The sequence below is a fragment of the Coleofasciculus sp. C1-SOL-03 genome (assembly GCF_040220555.1).
Classification (GTDB): domain Bacteria; phylum Cyanobacteriota; class Cyanobacteriia; order Cyanobacteriales; family Coleofasciculaceae; genus Coleofasciculus.
Map to the genome: position 1 here is coordinate 1 of NZ_JAVJUO010000091.1, position 22,590 is coordinate 22,590.

At 47.9% G+C, this 22,590-nt stretch carries 15 protein-coding genes and 2 pseudogenes; 6 read left to right on the forward strand and 11 right to left on the reverse strand.

All coding sequences use genetic code 11. The annotated features are described in order from the left end of the window. Nucleotides 1-127 precede the first annotated feature (127 nt). The 4 genes and pseudogenes from ftsH to RIE73_RS15895 all read right to left on the reverse strand — a co-directional run. Nucleotides 128-1,855: pseudogene (gene ftsH / locus RIE73_RS15880) on the reverse strand (ATP-dependent zinc metalloprotease FtsH); the annotation flags it as partial. Nucleotides 1,856-1,903: 48 nt separating this feature from the next. Next, nucleotides 1,904-2,635 (reverse strand): hypothetical protein, encoded by a 732-nt coding sequence (locus RIE73_RS15885; RefSeq protein WP_446402095.1) that lies wholly within the window; start codon nt 2,633-2,635, stop codon nt 1,904-1,906. A gap of 369 nt (nt 2,636-3,004) precedes the next feature. After that, the gene (locus RIE73_RS15890; RefSeq protein ID WP_446402096.1) at nt 3,005-3,442 is read right to left on the reverse strand and encodes an Hsp20/alpha crystallin family protein; all 438 of its coding nucleotides are present in this window, start codon (nt 3,440-3,442) and stop codon (nt 3,005-3,007) included. Between the two features lie 152 nt (nt 3,443-3,594). Continuing rightward, nucleotides 3,595-3,738 (reverse strand): hypothetical protein, encoded by a 144-nt coding sequence (locus RIE73_RS15895; protein WP_446402097.1) that lies wholly within the window; start codon nt 3,736-3,738, stop codon nt 3,595-3,597. A 166-nt stretch (nt 3,739-3,904) separates the two neighbouring features. On the opposite strand from RIE73_RS15895, the gene RIE73_RS15900 reads away from it, so the two are divergent. Together RIE73_RS15900 and RIE73_RS15905 are read left to right on the forward strand one after the other, a co-directional pair. Then, the gene (locus RIE73_RS15900; protein ID WP_446402098.1) at nt 3,905-4,189 is read left to right on the forward strand and encodes a hypothetical protein; all 285 of its coding nucleotides are present in this window, start codon (nt 3,905-3,907) and stop codon (nt 4,187-4,189) included. Nucleotides 4,190-4,735: 546 nt separating this feature from the next. Then, the gene (locus tag RIE73_RS15905; protein ID WP_446402099.1) at nt 4,736-9,136 is read left to right on the forward strand and encodes a two-partner secretion domain-containing protein; all 4,401 of its coding nucleotides are present in this window, start codon (nt 4,736-4,738) and stop codon (nt 9,134-9,136) included. 379 nt (nt 9,137-9,515) lie between these two features. Here RIE73_RS15905 and RIE73_RS15910 read toward each other — a convergent pair whose 3' ends face one another. Then, the gene (locus tag RIE73_RS15910; RefSeq protein ID WP_446402100.1) at nt 9,516-10,103 is read right to left on the reverse strand and encodes a hypothetical protein; all 588 of its coding nucleotides are present in this window, start codon (nt 10,101-10,103) and stop codon (nt 9,516-9,518) included. 141 nt (nt 10,104-10,244) lie between these two features. After that, nucleotides 10,245-12,764, reverse strand: coding sequence for a CHAT domain-containing protein (locus RIE73_RS15915; protein WP_446402101.1), 2,520 nt, complete (start codon nt 12,762-12,764; stop codon nt 10,245-10,247). A 319-nt stretch (nt 12,765-13,083) separates the two neighbouring features. On the opposite strand from RIE73_RS15915, the pseudogene RIE73_RS15920 reads away from it, so the two are divergent. Further along, nucleotides 13,084-13,263, forward strand: a pseudogene (locus tag RIE73_RS15920) (CHAT domain-containing protein); the annotation flags it as partial. A 24-nt stretch (nt 13,264-13,287) separates the two neighbouring features. Continuing rightward, the gene (locus tag RIE73_RS15925) at nt 13,288-14,556 is read left to right on the forward strand and encodes a molybdopterin molybdotransferase MoeA (RefSeq protein ID WP_446402102.1); all 1,269 of its coding nucleotides are present in this window, start codon (nt 13,288-13,290) and stop codon (nt 14,554-14,556) included. Between the two features lie 674 nt (nt 14,557-15,230). Here RIE73_RS15925 and RIE73_RS15930 read toward each other — a convergent pair. The 5 genes from RIE73_RS15930 to RIE73_RS15950 all read right to left on the reverse strand — a co-directional run bounded on the left by RIE73_RS15930 (nt 15,231) and on the right by RIE73_RS15950 (nt 19,267). Beyond that, on the reverse strand, nt 15,231-15,851 hold the full coding sequence (locus tag RIE73_RS15930; RefSeq protein WP_446402103.1) for an HPF/RaiA family ribosome-associated protein: 621 nt from the start codon (nt 15,849-15,851) through the stop codon (nt 15,231-15,233). A 38-nt stretch (nt 15,852-15,889) separates the two neighbouring features. Then, the gene (locus tag RIE73_RS15935) at nt 15,890-16,333 is read right to left on the reverse strand and encodes a DUF2267 domain-containing protein (RefSeq protein WP_446402104.1); all 444 of its coding nucleotides are present in this window, start codon (nt 16,331-16,333) and stop codon (nt 15,890-15,892) included. 163 nt (nt 16,334-16,496) lie between these two features. Continuing rightward, nucleotides 16,497-16,889, reverse strand: a complete 393-nt coding sequence (locus tag RIE73_RS15940) for a hypothetical protein (protein WP_446402105.1) — start codon at nt 16,887-16,889, stop codon at nt 16,497-16,499. Nucleotides 16,890-17,201: 312 nt separating this feature from the next. Then, nucleotides 17,202-18,911 (reverse strand): ATP-binding protein, encoded by a 1,710-nt coding sequence (locus RIE73_RS15945; protein WP_446402106.1) that lies wholly within the window; start codon nt 18,909-18,911, stop codon nt 17,202-17,204. Nucleotides 18,912-19,036: 125 nt separating this feature from the next. Then, nucleotides 19,037-19,267, reverse strand: a complete 231-nt coding sequence (locus tag RIE73_RS15950) for a hypothetical protein (RefSeq protein WP_446402107.1) — start codon at nt 19,265-19,267, stop codon at nt 19,037-19,039. 202 nt (nt 19,268-19,469) lie between these two features. On the opposite strand from RIE73_RS15950, the gene lepA reads away from it, so the two are divergent. Both lepA and RIE73_RS15960 read left to right on the forward strand, forming a co-directional pair. After that, nucleotides 19,470-21,278: a translation elongation factor 4 gene (gene lepA, locus RIE73_RS15955; protein ID WP_446402108.1), complete on the forward strand. Its 1,809-nt coding sequence runs from the start codon at nt 19,470-19,472 to the stop codon at nt 21,276-21,278. A 325-nt stretch (nt 21,279-21,603) separates the two neighbouring features. Beyond that, complete coding sequence (locus tag RIE73_RS15960) at nt 21,604-22,506, forward strand: polysaccharide lyase (RefSeq protein WP_446402109.1); 903 nt, start codon at nt 21,604-21,606, stop codon at nt 22,504-22,506. Nucleotides 22,507-22,590: the final 84 nt, after the last annotated feature.

A 22,590-nucleotide genomic window follows, 5' to 3' on the forward strand; every position in this document is an offset into this window, starting at 1 on the left:
TTATCTGCCTACTTCCTGCTTCGTGTTTTTATGTAATCCAAGTCGCTTAACGGCTTCTCTCAAAGGAATATCGCCAATCTGAGTAAATTTAAGCCAATATGACCATATAGTATCATACTGGCTGTCTGTTATCAACCTTCACCTCTCGGTCAATCTCCTCAGCCACCTTGGGACTAACGGAACGGCGAGGATTTTGCCACCCCTCCAAGAATTGGGGTTGACTCTTCTCAAACGCGATCGCTCCTAAATTTTTGCTCATACCATAAAGCGTAACCGAACGCTCCGCCAAGTCAGTGGCTTTTTGAATATCATCGCCAGCACCCGTCGATACCTTGCCAAAGATTAACTCTTCTGCCGAGCGCCCCCCTAACAGCGTGGCAATTCGTCCCCGAATTTCATCTTCCATCATCAAAAAGCGGTCATCTTCCGGCAACTGCACAGTGTAGCCGAGAGCGCCGACACCACGGGGAACAACTGAAATTTTCTCAACCGTTCCAGCACCGGGCATTAAAGAACCCACCAGGGCGTGACCCACTTCATGATAGGCAACCGTTTTTTTCTCAATATCGCTGAGGACACGGGATTTTTTCTCCAATCCAGCAATCACGCGATCAATCGCTTCATTAAAATCAGCCATCGTCACCGCCGCATGATGCTGACGTGCGGCTAGCAAAGCCGCCTCATTCACCAGATTCGCCAAATCAGCCCCAGCAAACCCTGGGGTTCGCGCCGCAATTTTCGCCAAATCCACCTCCTCAGCCAGCTTCACATACTGAGCATGAACCTGGAGAATCGCTTCCCGCCCGATTTTATCCGGTCGGTCTACCACAATTTGGCGATCAAAACGCCCCGGACGGCGCAAGGCGGGGTCAAGCACATCCGGACGGTTGGTTGCGGCTAGAATAATTACACCACTATTGGCATCGAAGCCATCCATTTCTGTGAGCAACTGGTTCAGCGTCTGTTCTCGCTCATCATTGCCACCAATGAAGGGACTATTCCCACCGCGAGATTTGCCCAACGCATCTAGTTCATCGATGAAAACAATACAGGGCGCCTGTTGTTTGGCTTGTTCAAATAGATCTCGTACCCGTGCGGCACCCACGCCAACGAACAATTCAATAAACTCCGAACCAGAAATACTAAAGAAAGGAACCCCCGCTTCCCCAGCTACAGCTTTTGCCAGTAAGGTTTTACCCGTTCCCGGTGGTCCCACCAGCAGCACACCTTTGGGAATTTTCGCACCAATCTGGGTATAGCGACTCGAGTCTCTGAGAAACTCAACCACTTCCTGGAGTTCGGCTTTGGCTTCATCCACCCCAGCCACATCGTCAAATTTGATCCCTGTACTTCCTTCGGAGTAGATTCGAGCCTTACTCTGACCCACCGTCAACGCCGCTGGACTTCCCCCCTGATTCCGACTCAACAGCCACCCCCAGATGCCAAAAAAGATCAAAGGTGGCACAATCCAACCCAGTATTGTTGAGAGCCAACCCAAGTTGTCCGGTGGCGGAGCGGCAAACTCCACATCATTTTCTCTTAATATCTTCGGTAAATCCAGATCGATCGCTACGGGTGTGGTGACGAAGACGCGGGGAGGTTCAGAAGGGCTGTTAGGTTCGGGTTTGAGGGTGTACTGAATTCGCTCAGATCCGACAATAGCACGCTCGACTTTACCCGCTTCGACTTGCTTGATAAAGTCACTATAGGGTACATCTCGATAATGAGAACCCAAGCTGGGAATAATCGCTAAATTCAACAGGAGCAGGATGGTGATGAAGGTGAGCAGGCTACCACCAATTTGTTTGAGTTTTGGGGGTTTTGGGAATGGTTTATTATTCGTTTCAACTGCCATTTTATTTAGCTCCTTGACGATGAACGTTATTATTCGGAACCGTCAGTTTTATGGCGAGGGGTTTAACCCATCTGTTGACCCACCAACCGCCTCAGAGGATGTCGAATTTGGCATGGGTGTGTTTTCCGGAAGCGGATCAGACGATGGTGGAGAACTGGGTTGATTAGTCGGCGTTTGCAGCGCTCGGCTGAGAATTTCGTTAAGCTGTTTTAGCTGTCCAGTAATGACGGCATTCGAGACATTTTCACGAATACTGACTTCCAACGTTTGCAGTTGCTCTCGTATGGCTTCGAGTTGGTTGAGTGAAACCTGGGGAACTTGCTGACTCAATTCCACAGTTCGCTTGCTCAGTTCCTTGGCTTGCTGATTCAGTGAGTTAATTAAAGTTTTGAGCTGTTCAAATTGCTGAATGCTGACTTGATTATCAGCGATGGATTCAACCTGTTGCGCTATTTTGTTCTGTTCGTTCCTGAGACGAATTTGTTCGTTACTGAGACTATAGGTGACGCCGATAAACGAGCCGCCCAAGCCCAGAATAGCCACCAGTAAAATCCCGGTAAGCCACCTCAGATAACCCCGCAGCTTCTGCATCTCGCGGTGATGGTTATTGGTATGTTCTAGTGAGGCTTGCTTTAAGGCTAGGATTTCCTGGGCAAGTTGCTCTAGGTTCTGCTTGTCTGGCTCTTTGGCTAAGGTACAATTTTGGTTAGCCGAGGCAATAGTGCCAGACTGATAAGAGGCATCGTCAGTATTTCCGAGAACTACAGTCTTTTCCGCCATAGGTTGACCTGCTAAAACGGAATAAAATCCTAACTTTTAGGGTAACGACTACACAACCTGATCTGACTTGAAAAAATGGTCAGATAAAACCATTGGATTTCTGCTCACTTTCAGCCAGCTTTTACATCAGAAACCCAATGGTATTAACGGGGAAGGATGAAATGGCAGAGAGTAGCCACACATCCTTGTTTCTTTACCCTTTATACCAAATCCGGGTTAGCTACCCTCGTTATTACCCAGTCCGCGCAGGCGGACTTTGGCAAGTGTAGCAGCGATTTCAATCGCCATAGCAAAAAAGGGTTTTCAAAGCGGATTTGGTATTACTCCTTCTAGCCAAAGATGCTGTGAAACTCCAGCAGTAAGAGACGATTAGCTGATGTTCACTTTAACGACTTTATTCTTCTCTTCTTCAGCTTTCGGAAGTGTGAGATGCAAAATACCATTTTTGTATTCAGCGTGAACCTCAGTATTCTGCACTCGTGCAGGTAAATAAATCACTCGACGGAAGCTACCATAGCGGAATTCGCTGCGCTTGGTGCCATTTTCTTCCGTTTGAGTTTCTTGTTTGCGTTCCCCGCTAATCGAGACAGTTTCAGCGGAGACTTGCAAGTCAATATCCTTAGGTTCTAGCCCCGGAACTTCCAGTTTCAGATGGATAGCATCAGGGGTTTCTTGCATCTCAGCCGCTGGGGTAAACGTGGTTGTCCACCCGTCTGTGTCTGTCGTCATCAAATTGTCAAACAGACGGTTCATTTGCCGTTGCAAGCTGTCAATTTCTTGGAAAGGTTGCCAACGAACTAAAGCCATAATCGTTACCTCCTGACAATTTGCAGTAATGACCACAAAGAGCGTTGAGAAGGTTTATTTGCCTTGCTCTTTCGATAATCTAAAGTACAAGACCTCACAGAAAGACTAGGTTCGGTTTACCCCCCCGAGAAAAGTTGGGATTCCCTCAACATTTAATTGGTGTGGGTAAGTTTACGGCTGTACTGGAGGATGACTTTTTTACCCAACTCAGTGACTTGCCAAAGCTGGATTGATCGGAAAATCCGATAGGAGAGGTAATCTTCCGCTTTTTCCCCTTTCGATAAGTCTAGAGTCATAAGCCCGAACTCCAACAGGCGCAGTAGGGCAAAGCTTGCCAATCATTAAGTTTTGTTACAAAAGACGGAATAGCTGGAGATATTCCCAGAGTAATAACGAAGGCAAAACATTGAAGATGACGACGGTGGGAAAAGGAGAGGGTTAAGTTTTGAGTATTGAATAACTATGGATGAACAACTGACGCCGTTGATTGTTAAGGTTCAGCAGTACAGATGCTCCCCAGAACAACGGCGCAATGCTGTAACCGAACTGGTTGATGAAATTCTGCGATCGCGCAAAATTTGTCGCCCCCTGAATCGTCAACCCCTGACAGGGATTTACTGGACAATCTATCAGCAGGTACGAGAGCAACTTAGGCAGACTCTAGAACAGGATATTAATCAGTACCATTTGTCAAGTCCTGGGGTGAGAGACTGGATCAGTATCCGACGCGATCGCGCCCCTGGGTGATGCCGCCCAAACGCTTGGGGTCTATTCTCTTTGCGGCTACGTCTAGCTTGGCAATCATCTCGTCGTTAACCGTTATCTTCCTTGGCGATCAAGTTATGCTGAACAACAGCTACTTTCGCGTTAGTTGGTTTTAACTGGAATTCGTAAATTAAAGTAAACATTTGCCAGGACATCCTGCAATGTTTGCTAATATTATACTACAGTATTGGTTAAGGATGTTCAGGAAAAATACACTCGCAACTAAAGTGGCTAGGCTAAACGCCGAACTCGGTTTCATCCCTCGGATAAATCGCGGGGGAGCCTGCACCATCGCTTATTCTGTAAACGTTAACAGCGAGGATAAATTTCCTTGATAAAAGTATCAGATTATACAGAAAATTAGCCAATGATTCTGATCAGATTCTGGGACTGGCTCAACCGAAAACGTTTCGCTTTCCTGAATCCAGGGCAGGGGGATGTTTGGGAAAGTTGGCAGACTGTTTATTTATGAAACTCATGTAGCGCAGAAGACAGAAACAGGTAAATAACGCGGTAGGATTAAGGTTTATGAAATCAGTTATTCCCTATTTTAAAGTTGTCAGTTCCATGGTCTTAGGGTGTTTAGGACAGCGCGGCTTCAAGCAGCCAGCCGTTAAGAATAGACCAAACGCCAACACTAGAAACCAAAAAGCCTTCTGCCCTCTACCTTCTGCCTTCTGGCTGCTTGTACTCATCACACCAAGCGCGGTGCGGGCGCAAATTGTCCCGGATAATACGCTTCCGGTTAATTCTCAGGTGACGGGGTGTCCGGTTTGTACGATTGAGGGGGGAACAATTCGGGGCGTTAATCTGTTCCACAGTTTCCAGGAGTTTGGAGTGCAGACGGGGGGTGAGGCGTTTTTTAATAATGGGTTGGATATTGAGAACATTTTGGGGCGGGTGACGGGGACTAATATTTCGGATATTGATGGCTGGATTCGGGCAAATGGTACGGCTAATTTGTTTTTAATTAATCCGAATGGGATTGTGTTTGGTGAGAATGCCCGGTTGGATGTTGGCGGTTCGTTTGTGGCGAGTACAGCCAATGCCCTTGGTTTTGGTAATCAAGGCGTTTTTAGTGCAACTGAACCCGAGGCTCCGCCTTTACTCACAGTTAACCCGGATGTGCTGTTCTTTAATCAATTGGCGGCTCAAGGAGTGAGTTCGATTGAGGTGAGGGGTTCTCTATCTGTACTGTCGGGTGAAAGTTTGTTACTCGTGGGGGGAAATGTTGCACCTGATGCGACGAAAACGGGGGAACTATTAATTGATGGTGGCACGTTAACCGCTCCCGGTGGCAGGGTAGAATTAGCGGGAGTCGGCGCACCCGGAGAGGTGGGATTAGTGGTTAATCAGGGAAGTTTAGGGTTGAATTTTCCGGCGGATTTGGCACGAACGGATATTTCTATATTTGGTAGCACTATAGATGTGAGGGAAGCAGGTGGGGGTGATATTGTAATTTATGCTAAGGATTTAACTATCGGTAGCAGTATTATCGGCAACAAACCTGCTTTAGGGGAAACTTATACGCTGCAAGTTTCGATTGAAAGTCCGGCGGTAGGTTCCCCGAATCCGAACCAGGAAGTTGAACCGAATAACTCAATTAATCGAGCGCAAAGCCTGGATGATTCGTTTTCAGTCGCAGCTAATCCTGATGTCGAATCTTCGACTACAGTTCCATTTGTCTCGATTTCAGGTACAGGAGATGGGACGTTTGATTACTACTCGTTTACCGTGGAAACGGCTGGGAGTCAAGGAATTTTTGATATTGACCAAGGCAATACGGGGGGAGCAGGTAGCCTAGACACAGAACTCTTTTTGTTTAACGCTCAGGGAGGGTTACTGGCAAGTAATGATGATGCAGCCATCACTCAGGGAGCAGGCGGTAGCAGCAGTATTAGAGATTCCTATATTAGTTTTACGTTTGAAACGCCTGGTACTTATGTGATTGGGGTTGGCAAGTACAATTCCAATTCAAGATTTAGTCGATTGAGGGCTGGAATTACTTCAGGTTTGGGTTCAGTGGATGCTCAAGCTGGGGATATTACCATTGATGCAACTGGAACCGTGGCTGTAGCAGAAGGGGTGATTAGTAATAATGTTCAAGCTGGAGCCATAGGAAGAGGGGGAGATGTCAAGATTACAGGTTCCTCCATTTCTCTTACTAATGGCGCTGTAATTAGTGCCTCTACCTTGGGAGAAGGAGATGCGGGCAAGGTAGTGATTCGGGCGACCGATAGCATCTTCTTGGATGGGGAAGATAGTCAAGGATTTGTCAGTGGTGTTTTTAGTGAAGTGCAATCAGGCGCTCAGGGGAATTCTGGAGGTGTGGAGATTGAGAGTGGCTCTTTAGCCTTGACCAATGGCGCTCTAATTTCTGCTAATACCAGAGGAGAAGGAAATGCGGGTCAGGTGGTGATTCGGGCGACGGATAGCGTCTTCTTGGATGGGGAAAATACTCAAGGATTTACCAGTCGTATTTTGAGTGCAGTGGAACCGGAAGCTGAGGGGAATTCCGGGGGTGTGGAAATTGAAAGTGGTTCTTTAACAGCCACCAATGGCGCTGGAATTAATGCCTCTACCTTAGGAGAAGGAGATGCAGGTCAGGTGGTGATTCGGGCTACCGATAGCGTCTTCTTGGATGGGGAAAGTCGTCGAGGATTCAATAGTGGTGTTTTTAGTCTAGTGGAATCGGGAGCTAGGGGAAATTCTGGGGGTGTGGAGATTGAGAGTGGCTCTTTATCTTTGACTAATGGTGCTGTAATTAGTGCTAATACCCAAGGAGAAGGAAAGGCGGGGCTGGTAGTGATTCGGGCGACGGATAACGTCTTCTTGGATGGGGAAAATACTCAAGGATTGAGCAGTCGTATTTTGAGTGCGGTGCAATCGGGAGCTAAGGGAAATTCTGGGGGAGTGGAAATTGAGAGTGGCTCTTTATCTTTGACCAATGGTGCTCAAATTAGTGCTAATACCGAAGGAGAAGGAGATGCGGGGCTGGTAGTGATTCGGGCGACGGATAGCATCTTCTTTGATGGGGAAGATAGTCAAGGATTTAATAGTGGTGTTTTTAGTCTAGTGCAATCAGGCGCTCAGGGAAATTCTGGGGGAGTGGAGATTGAAAGTGGCTCTTTATCTTTGACCAATGGTGCTGTAATTAATGCTAATACCCTAGGAGAAGGAGATGCAGGTCAGGTAGTGATTCGGGCGACGGATAGCATCTTCTTGGATGGGGAAAATAGTCAAGGATTCAATAGTGGTGTTTTTAGCCAAGTGAATTCGGAAGCTCAGGGGAATTCAGGGGGAATAGAGATTGAGAGTGGCTCTTTATCTTTGACCAATGGCGCTACAATTAGTGCTAATACCCAAGGAGAAGGAAATGCGGGGCTGGTAGTGATTCGGGCTACCGATAGCGTCTTCTTGGATGGGGAAGATACTCAAGGAGGCAGCAGTCGTATTTTGAGTGGAGTGCAATCGGGAGCTAAGGGAAATTCTGGGGGAGTGGAGATTGAAAGTGGCTCTTTAACAGCCACCAATGGCGCTACAATTAATGCCTCAACCTTGGGAGAAGGAAATGCAGGTCAGGTAGTGATTCGGGCGACGGATAGCATCTTCTTAGATGGGGAAGATAGTGAAGGATTCAATAGTGGTGTTTTTAGTGTGGTGAACTCGGGAGCTAAGGGAAATTCTGGAGGTGTGGAGATTGAGAGTGGTTCTTTAACAGCCACCAATGGTGCTACAATTAATGCCTCTACCTTGGGAGAAGGAAATGCAGGGCTGGTAGTAATTCGGGCGACGGATAGCATCTTCTTTGATGGGGAAGATAGTGAAGGATTCAATAGTGGTGTGTTTAGTCAAGTGGAATCAGGCGCTCAGGGAAATTCTGGGGGAATAGAGATTGAGAGTAGCTCTTTATCTTTGACCAATGGCGCTCTAATTAGTGCCGAAACTAATAGTAGTGGTATGGCTGGAGATGTCAGACTCAATGTCACCGACTTTATACAACTGAGCGGTGATAGTGCCATCCGTGCCAATGCCACGGCGGGGGGTCCAGCCGGAGACTTGACGATTGAAACAGGGAGAATAACTCTTGACAATGGAGCAGAAATCACTGTCAGTAGTCCCTCTGGACAAGCAGGGGATTTAACCATCACGGCAGATTCCCTACGTCTCAATCAAGGCAGAATTCTAGCAGAAACCGCAACCAGTGACGCCGCAGGTGGAGCAAATATTAATCTAAACGGCTTAAACCTCCTGCTACTGGAAAACGAAAGCCTAATCTCCGCCAACGCCTTGGAAGATGCTAACGGCGGTAATGTCACCATCGACGCCCGGTTTATCGTCGCCACTCCCCCAACTGGGCCCAATGGTAGCGATATCACCGCCAATGCGGTGCGCGGGAATGGCGGTGCTGTCAATGTTACCACGCAAGGCTTATTTGGCATCGAATTCCGCCCTCAACTCACCCCCGAAAACGACATCACCGTGAGTTCAGAATTCGGCTTGAGTGGGACTTATGAACTGAACTCACCCAATGTAGACCCATCGCGAGGTTTACTCAACCTGCCCAGCCAATTCGTTGATGCTTCCCGCCAGATGAGACAGAACTGTCCCGCCCGTGGGAGTGGACAAGAGAACCGTTTTGTGGTAACAGGTACCGGGGGCTTACCGCCTCGTCCGGGTGACTCTATCGATTCACCGTTTCCCACAGGTGAGGTGCGTTCTCTACCCAGTAGTAGTGTATCTCATAATGCACCAGGGAAAGCCAAAGTCACCGAGAATGTTGAGTCAGCCAACAGAACCCAGATTATCGAAGCGACAGGTTGGGTAAGAAACGACAAAGGCGAGGTAATTTTGGTCGCCTCTGACCCCACCACTCCCCAGAATGGGTCAACGTCAGCCACTTGTGCTGAGGCAGTTGGGACACGATAATCTTGACCAAAACAAAGCCTTGATTACCCCATTTTGCCACGGCGATTGAAATCACGCCTACACAAACAAAGTCCGCCGACGCGGACTAAGTGATAACAGGGGTAGCGTTTCCCGGATTTGGCATCCGCTTATGTCCTGACGATTGCCCATCATTGCAATGCTGTAACACATCGCTTCAGACATTTTTATTAAGGGGGTTTGACTAGACATGATATCACACCACCTGTAGGGCACGGCAATGCCGTGCCCCTACGTCTATATTAAGGGAAAGAAACGCCGCGATCGCTTAACTCTTATTCAAAAACAAACGTTAAGAGTTCCCTCCCCTCACCATAAAACTTATTCAGCAACCCCTAATAAGTTTCTGGGATTTCGATGTTCACACTGTTTCCTCCAGCACTGCCAAGATTTTGCCCAAATTTTCCAAGCTATGCTCAACTGGAGAAATACTTACCGTTTTGCCATTTATCTGCAAGAATTTCCAACGATCACCAGTTGTAACTGCGCCATACACCACTTCACCCTGGTTGAATATCTGTGCGGCAACCATTGTAGCAAGGCATTGCCCTAGCCCCGAAACAATACTCTCATTCTTGGCTTCGACAATAGTCAGAATGGGAGCCTTGATATAATAGAATTCATTAGATGCCGTGACCAGAAAATCGCACCGTCCCTTCAAGCCTAGCTCTTCGTTGACGTTAAACGTTTTACCAGAAAATACGACGACATTCTTTCTCCGACGCAACTCGTTAAGGATGGGAGTGATAATCAGTTCTGACCTAGCCTTTTCAGTATTGGTGGCTAAAGCCAGCAATACATTATCCTCCAAGTCCTGAAGTAACCGATGGCTGGGTTCAACGGGTTCTATGTTCGCTGTCCAATTCGTTCGCTCATCTAACACTAACTCGAACATTTCCTGTACTATTGGCAGAGTGAACTGCTCGTAAGATGTAGGCTTATCTGTCATCACCAATACTCCTTTTCCGAATTCGCCAACAGTATCCATTCCTCAACCCAACCTATTGGCTATGACGGGAGGCAGAGCCTCCCCAAGGGCGTTCCCTTTTCAGACCTGGGAACGAGAGGACGACAGGAGAATTCCACCCCGTCACAGCCAATTCCCAATCAGAATAAACGGTGCCCAATAAGCAGGATGATTGTATTGCCCCCCCGCTTCAATCAGTTCTAACTGCGCCTCCCGCAACGCCTCAGCTTTACTTATATCTGAGTTGAGCAAGCGTTCATAAAAATGATTCACTAACTTGACCGTAGACGCATCTTGAATAAACCACAATGACGCCAAAGCACTTTTCACCCCAGCTTGCACCGCCACCCCCGCTAAACCCAGCGCCGCCCTGTCATCCCCCACCGCCGTTTGACAAGCCGTGAGTGCCAGCAGTTCTACCGCCTCAGAACCCACATTGATGCGGCGCATGGTTGCCTCTAAATCGGTAATCGTCAGCTTGCCATTGTCTCCCGTCACCAGGAATGTATCCTCTGGCTCTGTACCAAACTCCCCGTGGGTGGCAATATGAATAATCGGGTAAAAGGTTTGGCTGAGTTCCTGTTGCAAGCGATCGCGTGTAAACTCTTCATCAAGGAGTCCCTTACTCCCCGGCATTCGAGCCTCAACTTGACTGACTTCTTTACCCACGTTACTCAACGCCGGAAACCTGCGACCGTCCACAACCGCCTCCTTGGTTAATCCTATTATCAGCGCCCGTAGCTGTTTACGGTCGAGTGCTTTCTTTTCAGTTAGAGTCAGACTGGGAGTCGTGGCAATGGCATACTTTTGCACCAAAAATTTCTCCCCGTCATGAAGTGCCGCCATGGGAATGCTACGCAAGATACCATCTTGGATAAATACCAGCGTTTTGACCTGGGCTTGTTCTAAGTCAGAGGCGAAGGGACGAATCAGCCAATCATACAGCTTTTGGGCTTGGGTAGGGTCATAAACGAAATCCATAAATCTCTCCAATTCCCGGCGAAATTCATTGATTTCGTCAATAAGCGCCTGACTATCGATATCTATCCACGCTGACCGTTTTTCGCCGTTGGGGAGACTGACGAGAATAGCAGTACGGTCTTTCAGAATAATCGTACTAAAAACAGCCGTTGCGGGACTAAAATCGGCTGAGTCATTTAAATTAAGGGCGGCTATCACGCAATCATTGCCAAAATAATTTTGCAGTTCTGCCAATTTCAGAGAATCAATTGTTCTAAGGGCAGCACTGAGTTCCTTGGTACGTTCCATGGGTTCAATAGAAGGCAAAGACGCTTGTTCGAGGCGTAACTGTGCCAACTCCCGATAAATGGGATTAATCGCATCTCGAAAGTCAAGTTGCACGTCTCGATTGGCGGTGAGAATATCGCTACGGATAGTTTCTAGGGTGGTAACGGCTTGTTCGTAAGCCATTACAGCTTCAGACGCTTTCCCCTGTGCCTTAAAGATGCGTCCCGCCTGCCACTGCCATAAATACAGACTATCTTTGGCAAGTAAATCCTGGTTCGCCCTCAATTGAGCCTGTTGCGTGAAATCGAGGGCTTGGGGGTAGTCCTGGCGGCATTCATAAAGTTGTCCCAGCTTACCCAGCGCAAAGGATTGGGCGCGAGAATCGTTGAGACGTTGGGCAATGGAGACAGCTTGCTGTAGGAGTTCAATGGCTTGGGGTTGGTGTTGAAGCTTGAGGCATTGAGTCCTCGATGAGGTATCCTCAGACCTCGTAACAGGTTGTAGAAGATTAGCTAAATCAATCGCCGCATAAATTTTATCACGAGAATCCGGGAGTTGAGCCAGGAGCGATCGCGCTTTGGTCAATGCAGCAGCCGATGAGGGGTCGTTGGTTCGGTACAATACTGAAATAGAATTAACCAGTCCCCGCAGTTGCCCTCGTTGGTCATTTTCCGTCCGGGCAACCTCGATACTATCCTGAAAATAGTCCAATGCTTTGGCATCATTACTCAAAGCGTTTTGTTGGAATTCCTCGGCTTTGGCGCTATCGCCTCTGGTGTTAGCCGACTCAGCACGGCGATAATTCACTAAAGCCAGACTATTGTAGGCATTGCCGAGACTATTAAGGACAGAAGCGCGATAGACTGGATTTTCGAGTTGGTTTGCGATCGCTAAACTCTTCTCTAGATTGTCAATAGCTTTATCGTACTCTCCCCGATGGCGATAGGCATTGCCCAAACTTCCCAACGCCGCCGCTTCTCCCAAGGCGTCTTTTTGTTGACGCAGGATTTGCAACGCCGAGTCTGGAGTACAGGGATTCTCACGTTCCGGGAGGTTGCATAAAATCGTAATTGCCCGTCGATTTTGCCCCAACTTGCTGTACGCTTGAGCTTGTTCGACAAGCATCCGCCCGACTTGGGTTTGATTTCCCATCTGGCGATAGACGGCAATTGTTTCAGACCAATAGTGAATCGCGCGATCGATTTGACCGATTTGCTGATAGGCTCGGGCTAAGTTTTCTAAGATCAGGGCTTGTGCTGGGGAATTATTGGTATTTTGATAGACACCCAGGGCTGTTTCCCATTGCGCGATCGCACCCGTAATATCTCCTGCCTGATATAACTCTACGCCTTTTTGCACCCATTGACTCATATCAGGAGATTGAGCAACTGCCACGTTTCCCCATTGTACCCGCCAAGGGGTTGAGGAAAGATGACCCAGCCCTAGGCAGAGAGCGAAGCTACAAAGGAATAGAACGAACAGAAGGCGACGAACACAGAATTTGTGGTGTCGGCTTGGCATAACAGAAGCGAGGTTTTTCTGAAAAACAGTCTACCGCTTTTAGGAGAAAAACGGGTCTCCCGGATCTTGGTGGGAAAACGTAGCGTATTATACAAAATAACGGCAATCCGGATAACCAAGCCAGTCGTCAAATCTTTGTCTATGGAATCGAGCCGAATCAGCTAGCGTTTAATTTGTTTGGGACAAGAAATGTGTATCCCTGTGGACAGTACCAGATGCCCCCACAGCCTTCCTGATGCAGGAATTTTATCAAAATCTACAAAACAATCCTGACAAAGCCCAAGCGCTGCGACAAGCCATGCTGACGACAATAGAAAGACATCCTCATCCCAGAAACTGGGCAGCCTTTACACTGATTGGAGAAGCCAAATAACGCATTATTCCTAATTCTTGTCCCATGCTACCCGTTAACCAAGCCGAATCCATTATCTTAGATCTCGTCCACCCCTTAGACTCCCAGTTAGATAGCGAAAGTATCGACCTATCCACCGCCACAGGTCGCATTTTAGCGTCTCCTGTAACCAGCCAATTGGATTTTCCCCACTGGGATAATTCAGCGATGGATGGTTACGCGGTGCGCTATGCTGATGTGCAGTCAGCGAGTGAACAGCAACCCATCGGTTTAGAACTTGTCGAAGAGATTCCTGCTGGCTATCAACCCCAAAAAACCATTGCACCCGGACAAGCCGCCCGTATCTTCACCGGTGCCTGTATACCCCAGGGCGCGGATACGGTGGTGATGCAGGAACATACACAGCGCCAGGATAACCAGGTATTAATCTTACAAGCCCCGAAACCGCAAGGCTTTGTCCGTCATCAGGCATCCTTTTACCGGGCTGGAGAACCTCTCTTAGAATCAGGAATTCAACTGGGTGCGCCAGAAATTGCCGTCCTCGCCGCCGCCCAATGTACAGAACTCACCGTCTATCGCCGTCCCCAAGTCGCGATTCTCTCGACAGGGAATGAACTGGTTACACCCTACCAACCCTTGCAACCGGGTCAAATTGTCGATTCCAACCAATACGCCTTAGCCGCTTGGGTGACTCTCTGTGGCGGAATTCCTAAAGTACAGGGGATTGTCCGCGATAAACCGGACGCCCTAAAGCAAGCCATTGCCCAAGCGATTCTAGCCGCCGATATAGTTCTGTCTACAGGTGGCGTCTCTGTGGGGGATTATGACTATGTAGATGAAATCTTAGCCCAACTGAATGCGGAGATTCACATCCGTTCGGTTGCGGTTAAACCCGGTAAACCCTTAACCGTGGCGACGTTTCCGCCTCCGAGTCAGGGACAAAAACAAGGCTCATCGCATCCAGTCTTATATTTTGGTCTACCCGGAAATCCAGTCTCGGCTTTAGTCAGTTGTTGGCGATTTGTGCAACCTGCGCTGAGAAAGCTGTCTGGTTTACCAACGCAACAATGGAAGCCCAGATTTATCAACGCCATCTCCCGTAGCGAACTCAAATCCGATGGGCGTCGAGAATCTTATTTATGGGGTCAGCTTCAATTAGTTGAGGGGAACTATGAATTCAAGTTGGCGGGTGGGAGTCACAGTTCGGGTAATTTAATTAACTTAACTCAAACCACAGGTCTGGCGATTGTACCCGTTGGTCAAACTTTAATTCCAGCCGGAGAAACGGTGCAAGTTTTGTCGGTAGACTTTTAAGAAGATGGGGCGGTTGTAGACGCGGAGCGGCTTCCCGTAGGGTAACCGCAGCTACACAAACAAAACCCGCGCAGGCGGGTTTACATTTGCCAATTTACTCTTTCTCTTCTATCTTCTGCCTTAATTTATAAATTATGTATGAATGTCAAGATATCGCGAGTAAAAAGCCTCATTAATTGTAATTTGGGTAGTGGGGTGGCACACCTTATTTGATGAATTAGAATTACGCCCCGAAACCGTAGGGGCGCATGGCGTGCGCCCGGTTTAACCCTGAGCGAAGTCGAAGGGTTAAACGTCAAATCTATTCCACAATTTTAGTGTCAGTAGTGCCGTGACCCAACTAAAATGGTGCAATAGATTGGGTACGTAGTGAGGGCTTGAGCCAACTCCAGCTAGGCGTTAGAGAACTAAAGTTCTCACTACAAACAAAGTCCTATTTTAGCTGTGTCAGTAGTCCCGTGACCCAGCTAAAATTGTGCAATAGATTTTACGGTTAGAATGGGCGCACGCCGTGCGCCCCTACAATTCTAATTCACCATTTTAGGTGGGTCAGCCCAGTAGGGTGCGTTAGTAACGCACCAACCAAGGTGGTGCGTTACGGCGCATGAGTGTTCTGTGGGAAATAAAAGTGAATAAAAAACTATGCGCCTAACCCACCCTACACCAGTGCTAATCTATTTGTTCCAACCGAGGGGCTGTTCAATTTCCAGTTCATCAACTTTGGAAATACGCTCACCTGGCTTGTTCACAATCTGCACCGTACTGGCTTGCAGTCCTTGTTCACCTTCCTCGGCAAAAAAGCGCACACCTGTACCAATTTGAATGCGGTCAAAGTCATCATGGAGGACACTATTACGGTGGAAATAGACTTCCTGACCCTCCATGGTTTTGAGAAAGCCGTACCCTTCTTCGGGAAATAACTTAGTGACTATTGCTGTCATTTCCTGGGTAGGATGAGTTTTGACCTCATTCCGTTGCCGTTCGCTGAGTTCGATAAGCTGGCGGCGTGCCGACTCAAAGGCGTTGCGTACCACAGTTTCTACGGGCTGGTACTGCGTTCCTTCTCCCGGATTTTCGACCACGGCAAGTTCGTGACCGGGTGGTACTGTCATATCGATTCGCACCCGATAGGGGGAACCACTATTCGGTTGCTTGTGTGCCTGTTCAATGGCAATACGGCAACTATTAATGTGGTCACAAACCTGCTCCAGCTTACCAACTTTTTCCCGGACTAATGTATCCAGCGCGTCGGTTTTTGGTACATCCCGATAGGAAATTTCTAAGGGAAGTTGCATAAATTATCAGTCCTCAATTCAGCTATTGCTGCTATTTACTACGCACGGACTGCTTGGGGCCAAAGTTCTTTAATCTCGGCGGGTAGAATGCCGGTGATGTCTTCAATTTCCCCGGTGGAAACGCGGGTAGACATAATCTTGAAAACAGCGCGTGCGATCGCCTCAGCATCAATGTTCGGTTCGATGGTTTGGAAGTAATCGCTGATGTGGCTCAAGAATTGGTCTTTAGTGCGTTCCTGACTGGGGTTGGTTGCTGGTTTCCAGTCTTCGTAGTAAAACCCAGTTAGCAGGATGGGCAACTGAACAGCCAATTGAGCGGCTTCATCTACCGTCAAGCGATCGCGCAAAGCGTGCAAGGTGACGCGCAATCCCTGGAAGGCTCTATGTTTGTCCTCCCAACCTAGTTCTGCGGCTACGTCATTAACCCAAGTATTGGTCTTTTGAACGGTGGTGTCAAATGCTGGTAATCCTGTCATAGACATATAATATCCTCCTGTATTTTCGTTTCATCCGGTGTCCGAGGTCTCTATTGCTGTTAACTTCTGTACCACCACTGTGATCAGATTAACAAAGCGATCGGGTTCAGGTTTTCTATCGAATTACATAGATTTGTCCTAGAAGGATCGGATGATTTTTATTAAATAATTATCGCTGCATTTGCCTCTTCCTGAAGATTGATTTACAGCAGATTTCAGGTTGATGAAGTACAGCCTTAAGCAAGATCCCCGGTCGGGGATCTGTCTGTGTAATCCACCGACTACCCCCTGGTATCTGCTCTTTTGGGGGAGTCGGTTCATCTTCCACCCTTGCCAAACCCTTGCTCTTGTGGGTTCCTGCTGGCACCCGTTCATCAGGAGACCCTGGATTGATCGGCGGTTCGTCTAACTGTTTTTTTTGGATTAATAATAAATCCTGTCCAGCTTGAGGGTGAAACTGTAACATCCGGAAACGTTGATGAGGTTGAATGCCAATGACAGGCTGACTCAAAACCGTTCCCCAAAGAATTAGGTTTAATACTATGCCAGCCTGAGTATTCATAGATAATGTTCCTGACTCAACTCTAATCGCTTACGTTGAGTTCAGAATAGTTGGCAGAACTTTCCTTATGCCAACAGTCTCCTCTAGAGGCTGGACGGTAGTAATTATCTCAAATAAACAGTTAGGGGAAGGTATCAGACTTAGGGGATTCCCCTAACTTTTTGAATAAGGTAGAAGGAATAGGGAGCAGGAAATGCCTTTGCCAGTAAGTCTTTAACTCAATTCAATCAGTTTTCTAGCTACCAACTTAACGCAATGGTACTGACTTCAGGCTATTTCTGCCACCCTGCACTAGGATACCTCGCCTTTTTCTCAATCTGTGCGCGACACCATCACGGGTTCTTGATAAAGGGGTACAGTAAATGTCACAGTTGAACCTAAGTTTTCTCCCATGCTGAAGAAATGTACAACACCGCCCATGGTTTCCACTAGCTTTTGGGAAATAGCTAATCCTAACCCGGTTCCCCCGTAAGGACGATTGAGTCCACCATGTACCTGGCTAAAGGATTGGAAGAGTTTGTCTTGCTTATCCAAGGACACCCCAATCCCCGTATCCGCAACCCGCACTTTCACATGTCCAGGAAACTCCTGTCCCTGAAAATGCACTTTCTTGCGAATGACTTCGGCGCTGATGGTAATTCCCCCTTCATCGGTAAATTTAATCGCATTCCCCACTAGGTTTAGCATCACCTGGAGTAGCCGTTGATAGTTCCCATACATGACAATGCCATCGTAGACGGCGGGAATTTCCAGGGTGAAACTCAAGTTCTTGTGATGGGCTTGCTGGGCAGTAAAGTCATAGACCTTATTAAATAGATACTCTAACTCAACTGGACTAAACTCCAGCTCCATTTTTCCGGCTTCAATCTTGGCGATATCTAAGATATCGTTGATGATGTTGAGCAGGTGTAAGGCACTATTATGGGCTTCCTGAATAAACTCGCGCTGTTCTTCTGGGTCATCCGCCATCCCTTCCAGAATCAGCTTGAGAAAGCCAATCATCCCATTTAGGGGCGTCCGCAATTCGTGAGAGGTGCTAGCCAGAAATTCACTCTTGAGGCGGGATACTTCTTCAGCTTGTTCTCTGGCTAGTTCCAGTTCTTTATAGAGCGTACCATGAGCGATCGCGGTTCCCACTTGTTCGGCTAACTCCCGCACCAGCTCAATTTCTGCATCACTCCACGGACGGTGGCGATCGCACTGTTGTAAACTAATTAAGCCATTGGGTTCGTCTTTATAGGACGTGGAAACCACCAGCAAGGATTTTTCTTGAAACCGACTCGGGGCAATTTGGTCAACTACAACGGGTTCGGAACTCCACATCGCTTGTTTCATTATCAGTTCCGACTCCAGTTCCAGCGTCATCCCCAACATTTCCTCTAATGAGTCTTGGCGATACTCTGCTTCCACCTTGACATCAATGTAGTCGGGTTTGTAGGAACAGATAATACAGCGACTGACTTGTAAAGCTTTCCCTAAACTGTCTACCGTTTGTTGCCAGATGGTATCTAAGTCTAACGTCCGGCGAATCCGACGGGCAATTTGAGTCAGCAGTTTTTGATTGGGATCGACGCTTAACGGTACCAGTGAATCGATCACTTTTTGTACCGAACCCTCCGGTAACAAATGACCCATTACCCAAACCTGAGTCGCCTGACCGTCGGATTGTAAAATTGGGCTGATCACCAGTTCAAAGGGAAAAACGTGATCGCCATAACAAAAGTCGTGGATACAGCGTTCTGGGGTGCGGTTTTCGAGTATCCGTTGAATTCGATCCCGATAAGCATCTAGAGCAATGGGATGAAACGTTTGGTTCAGGGGAACCCCAATAACCTGCTCTTGAGTTAAATTATACTGCTCGGCTTGCCGCCAATAAAAGGAGCGATACTGACCTGAGGAATCTTGACTACACATCAGATCAACCTCTAACTCCTGCAAAAAGCGTGACTCGCCTTGTGCAGTAGTAGATTGCATAGTGGTATACCCAAATCGAGGATGGTGGAAATCAGCAGGAGCAATCATCTACAAGAAACCTGGAAACTACAAGCAGCGAAAGGATTAGCGCTCGCACCAAGACAGACATAAATGCAACCCCCTAACGCCCTGGAGCCTCAGGCGAACTATTAAAGCGACGAACCTGGTGGCTCTCAATCGTTCCATTCGCCTCGTGGCGGTACTGGTGGATTTCGTCTCAAGGTGCGGGTTAGCTCATCATCGCGATCGCGCTCTCCTCTTAGCCATTGACGAATGGCTGTTTCGATCACCTTAGACGGATCATTGGTTAAGTGTTTGATTTGGTCTAACAGTTGAGCATCCATCAGGATAGATATTTCTTCTTTGTCCGTTGAATGCTCTCGATGAATGGCATGATTATTCATGTTCAGCGTTTTTGTGTTCCCCTACACTACAGTTTACGACAACTTGCTCTCTTGCCACCTGAGATTCGTGACGCAATCAGTCCGAAAAGGTTCTCTAGAGTTAGAGTATCAGGAGTATTGTCCCCATTTTCGGAAGAAACATTAAAATACATTAAGAGCTATCCATTCCGTGTTGCCGATTTTTTTGTCACCCGATAATTCTATGACTGATGTTCCTGTTTCTCGCATTCGCAATTTTTCCATCATTGCCCACATTGATCATGGTAAATCCACTTTAGCCGATCGCCTCTTACAGACAACCGGTACGGTAAGCGATCGCCAAATGAAGGAACAGTTCCTGGACAACATGGAATTGGAACGGGAGCGCGGGATTACCATTAAACTGCAAGCCGCTCGCATGAACTATCGGGCGCGAGATGATGAGCAATATGTGCTCAATTTGATTGACACCCCGGGTCATGTGGATTTCTCCTATGAGGTTTCGCGATCGCTGGTCGCTTGCGAGGGCGCATTGCTCGTGGTAGACGCCTCTCAGGGGGTTGAAGCTCAAACTCTGGCTAATGTTTATTTAGCCTTGGAGCATGACCTCGAAATTATTCCGGTTCTGAATAAGATCGACCTCCCAGGAGCCGAACCCGAACGAGTGATCTCAGAAATCGAAGAGGTCATTGGTCTCGATTGTAGCGGAGCCATCCTCGCATCGGCAAAGGAGGGTGTTGGGGTTGATGAGATTTTAGAATCCATCGTGCATCTGGTGCCTCCCCCCCAGGATAATACCCATCAACCCCTGCGAGCCTTGATTTTTGATAGCTACTATGACCCCTACCGAGGCGTCATCGTCTATTTCCGGGTGATGGATGGTACGGTGAAAACCGGGGATAAAGTTCGCCTGATGGCATCCAAAAAAGAATATGAAATTGATGAACTAGGGGTATTGTCACCCACACAAATCCAGGTTGAGCAACTACACGCCGGAGAAGTGGGATACATAGCGGCGGCGATTAAAACCGTAGAAGATGCCCGTGTCGGCGATACCATTACCCTAGCGACTGAATCGGCACAGACGCCCTTACCGGGTTATAAAGAAGCCAAACCCATGGTATTCTGTGGCTTATTCCCCACCGACGCCGATCAGTACGAAGATTTACGCGAAGCCCTGAATCGTCTCAAGCTCAATGATTCGGCTCTCAACTATGAACCGGAAACCTCCAGCGCTATGGGGTTTGGTTTCCGCTGTGGTTTCTTGGGCTTATTGCACATGGAAATAGTCCAGGAGCGATTAGAACGGGAATATAATCTGGATTTAATTATTACCGCCCCGTCAGTGGTCTATCGCGTCACAACTGTCGATGGAGAGGTGTTGGAAATCGACAACCCCAGCTTACTCCCTCCACCCCAGCAGCGGGAGAAAATTGAAGAACCCTACGTTCGCATCGAAATGATTACCCCAGAAAGCTATGTGGGGACGCTGATGGAACTGTGTCAAACCCGGCGGGGTGAGTTTAAAGATATGCGGTATTTAACCCAAGGGCGAACCACATTGGTGTATGAATTGCCTCTGGCGGAAGTCGTGACTGACTTTTTCGATCAACTCAAGTCGCGATCGCGCGGTTATGCCAGTATGGAATATCAGCTGATTGGGTATCGGGAAAACACGCTCGTCCGCCTTGATGTGTTAATTAATGCTGATCCCGTTGATTCCCTAGCAATGATTGTCCACCGGGATAAAGCTTACCCTGTCGGTCGGGCGTTAGTGGAAAAACTGCGGGAACTGATTCCCCGTCACCAATTCAAAATTCCCCTGCAAGCCTCAATTGGAAGTCGGGTGATTGCCAGTGAACATATCCCTGCACTGCGGAAAGACGTATTGGCTAAATGTTACGGCGGGGATATTAGCCGCAAGAAAAAATTGTTGCAAAAGCAGGCAAAAGGGAAAAAGCGAATGAAGTCTTTAGGTACAGTTGATGTGCCTCAGGAAGCATTTATGGCAGTCTTGCGCCTCGAACCTTAGTAGGGGAATTAATTAATGTAGAGACGTGCCATGGCACGTCTGGGAACAGGGGGAGACGAGAGACGTATTAAAAAAAATTTGAGTACCTCCCCCACCGCCGCGATGGCGCTCGTCATGGATGAAAGAAATACCCAGTGGGAACCGTGTAGGGGCGACCCGCTTGCACAAATTAACAACGATATCCACTCAATTTGCTCGGGTCGCCCTCTACTCAACGGCAAGGGCTGACAAAAGCCAAGAGCAAGGATTAAATTAGATGGTTGAGGGTGCATCAAGATGAAAATGCTCAAAACTCTACGCTATCCCGCACGTTTAAGCCAAACCCATGTCAATCAAATTTAAGCATCTAACCGCTTCAGGTCAATTCTTAAGTGCAGCTTTTTTAGTCATCATGCTAAATAGTTGCGCTCAGACTGCTTCAAATGAAATAGAGTCCTCTTCTGCTTTAAGCAATTCAACGGAAACTCGTCAAGATGTAGCCTCTAACGCTGATGTTACCCCGCTTTGGTCAGATAGCTTTGCCGCAACGGACTGGCAGCAATCTTGGCAGCTTAAAAGTGAGAAACAGTGGGGTTTAGAAAATAGTGAAGTGATTAAAGACGCCGACGGCAGATTTGATCAAGTGCTGCGGGTGAACTATCCGGCTGGTTCAGCTAGCCCTTCAGTTTCTCGAAAAAATGACGCACCGTTAGGAGGTACGCAGTTTTATGCGGATTTAGGTTTACCTGCTCAAGAATCCCTGCGCTTGAGTTATTATGTTCGTTTTTCCGACGACTTTGACTTTGTGAAGGGAGGGAAATTGCCAGGACTTTATGGCGGTGACAGTGCTAGTGGCGGGAAAACGCCTGATGGAACCGATGGGTTTTCGACGCGCTTTATGTGGAGACGCAATGGCGATGGGGAACTGTACGCCTATCTGCCCACCAGTGAAGAATACGGCACATCAATTGGTCGAGGAAATTGGCAATTTATCCCTGGAACTTGGCATCATATTCAGCAGGAGGTTGTCCTGAATGAACCGGGTCAAGCCAATGGTCGAGTTAAAGTTTGGTTGGATGGAAACATGGTTCTCGATGAGCAAGGATTAACATTCCGTACTGTTGAAGACCTGAAAATTGATGGTATATTTTTCTCCACCTTTTTTGGCGGTGGTGATCCCTCGTGGGCAACGCCGAAAGATGTGTATGTCGATTTTGCTGATTTTTCGGTTTCAGAGGTGAACGAATAGCACAAAAGGTAGTGGCGTGGCACACCTTAATTGGTGGATTAGCATTGTAGGGGCGCATGGCGTGCGCCCGGTTTAACCCTTCGA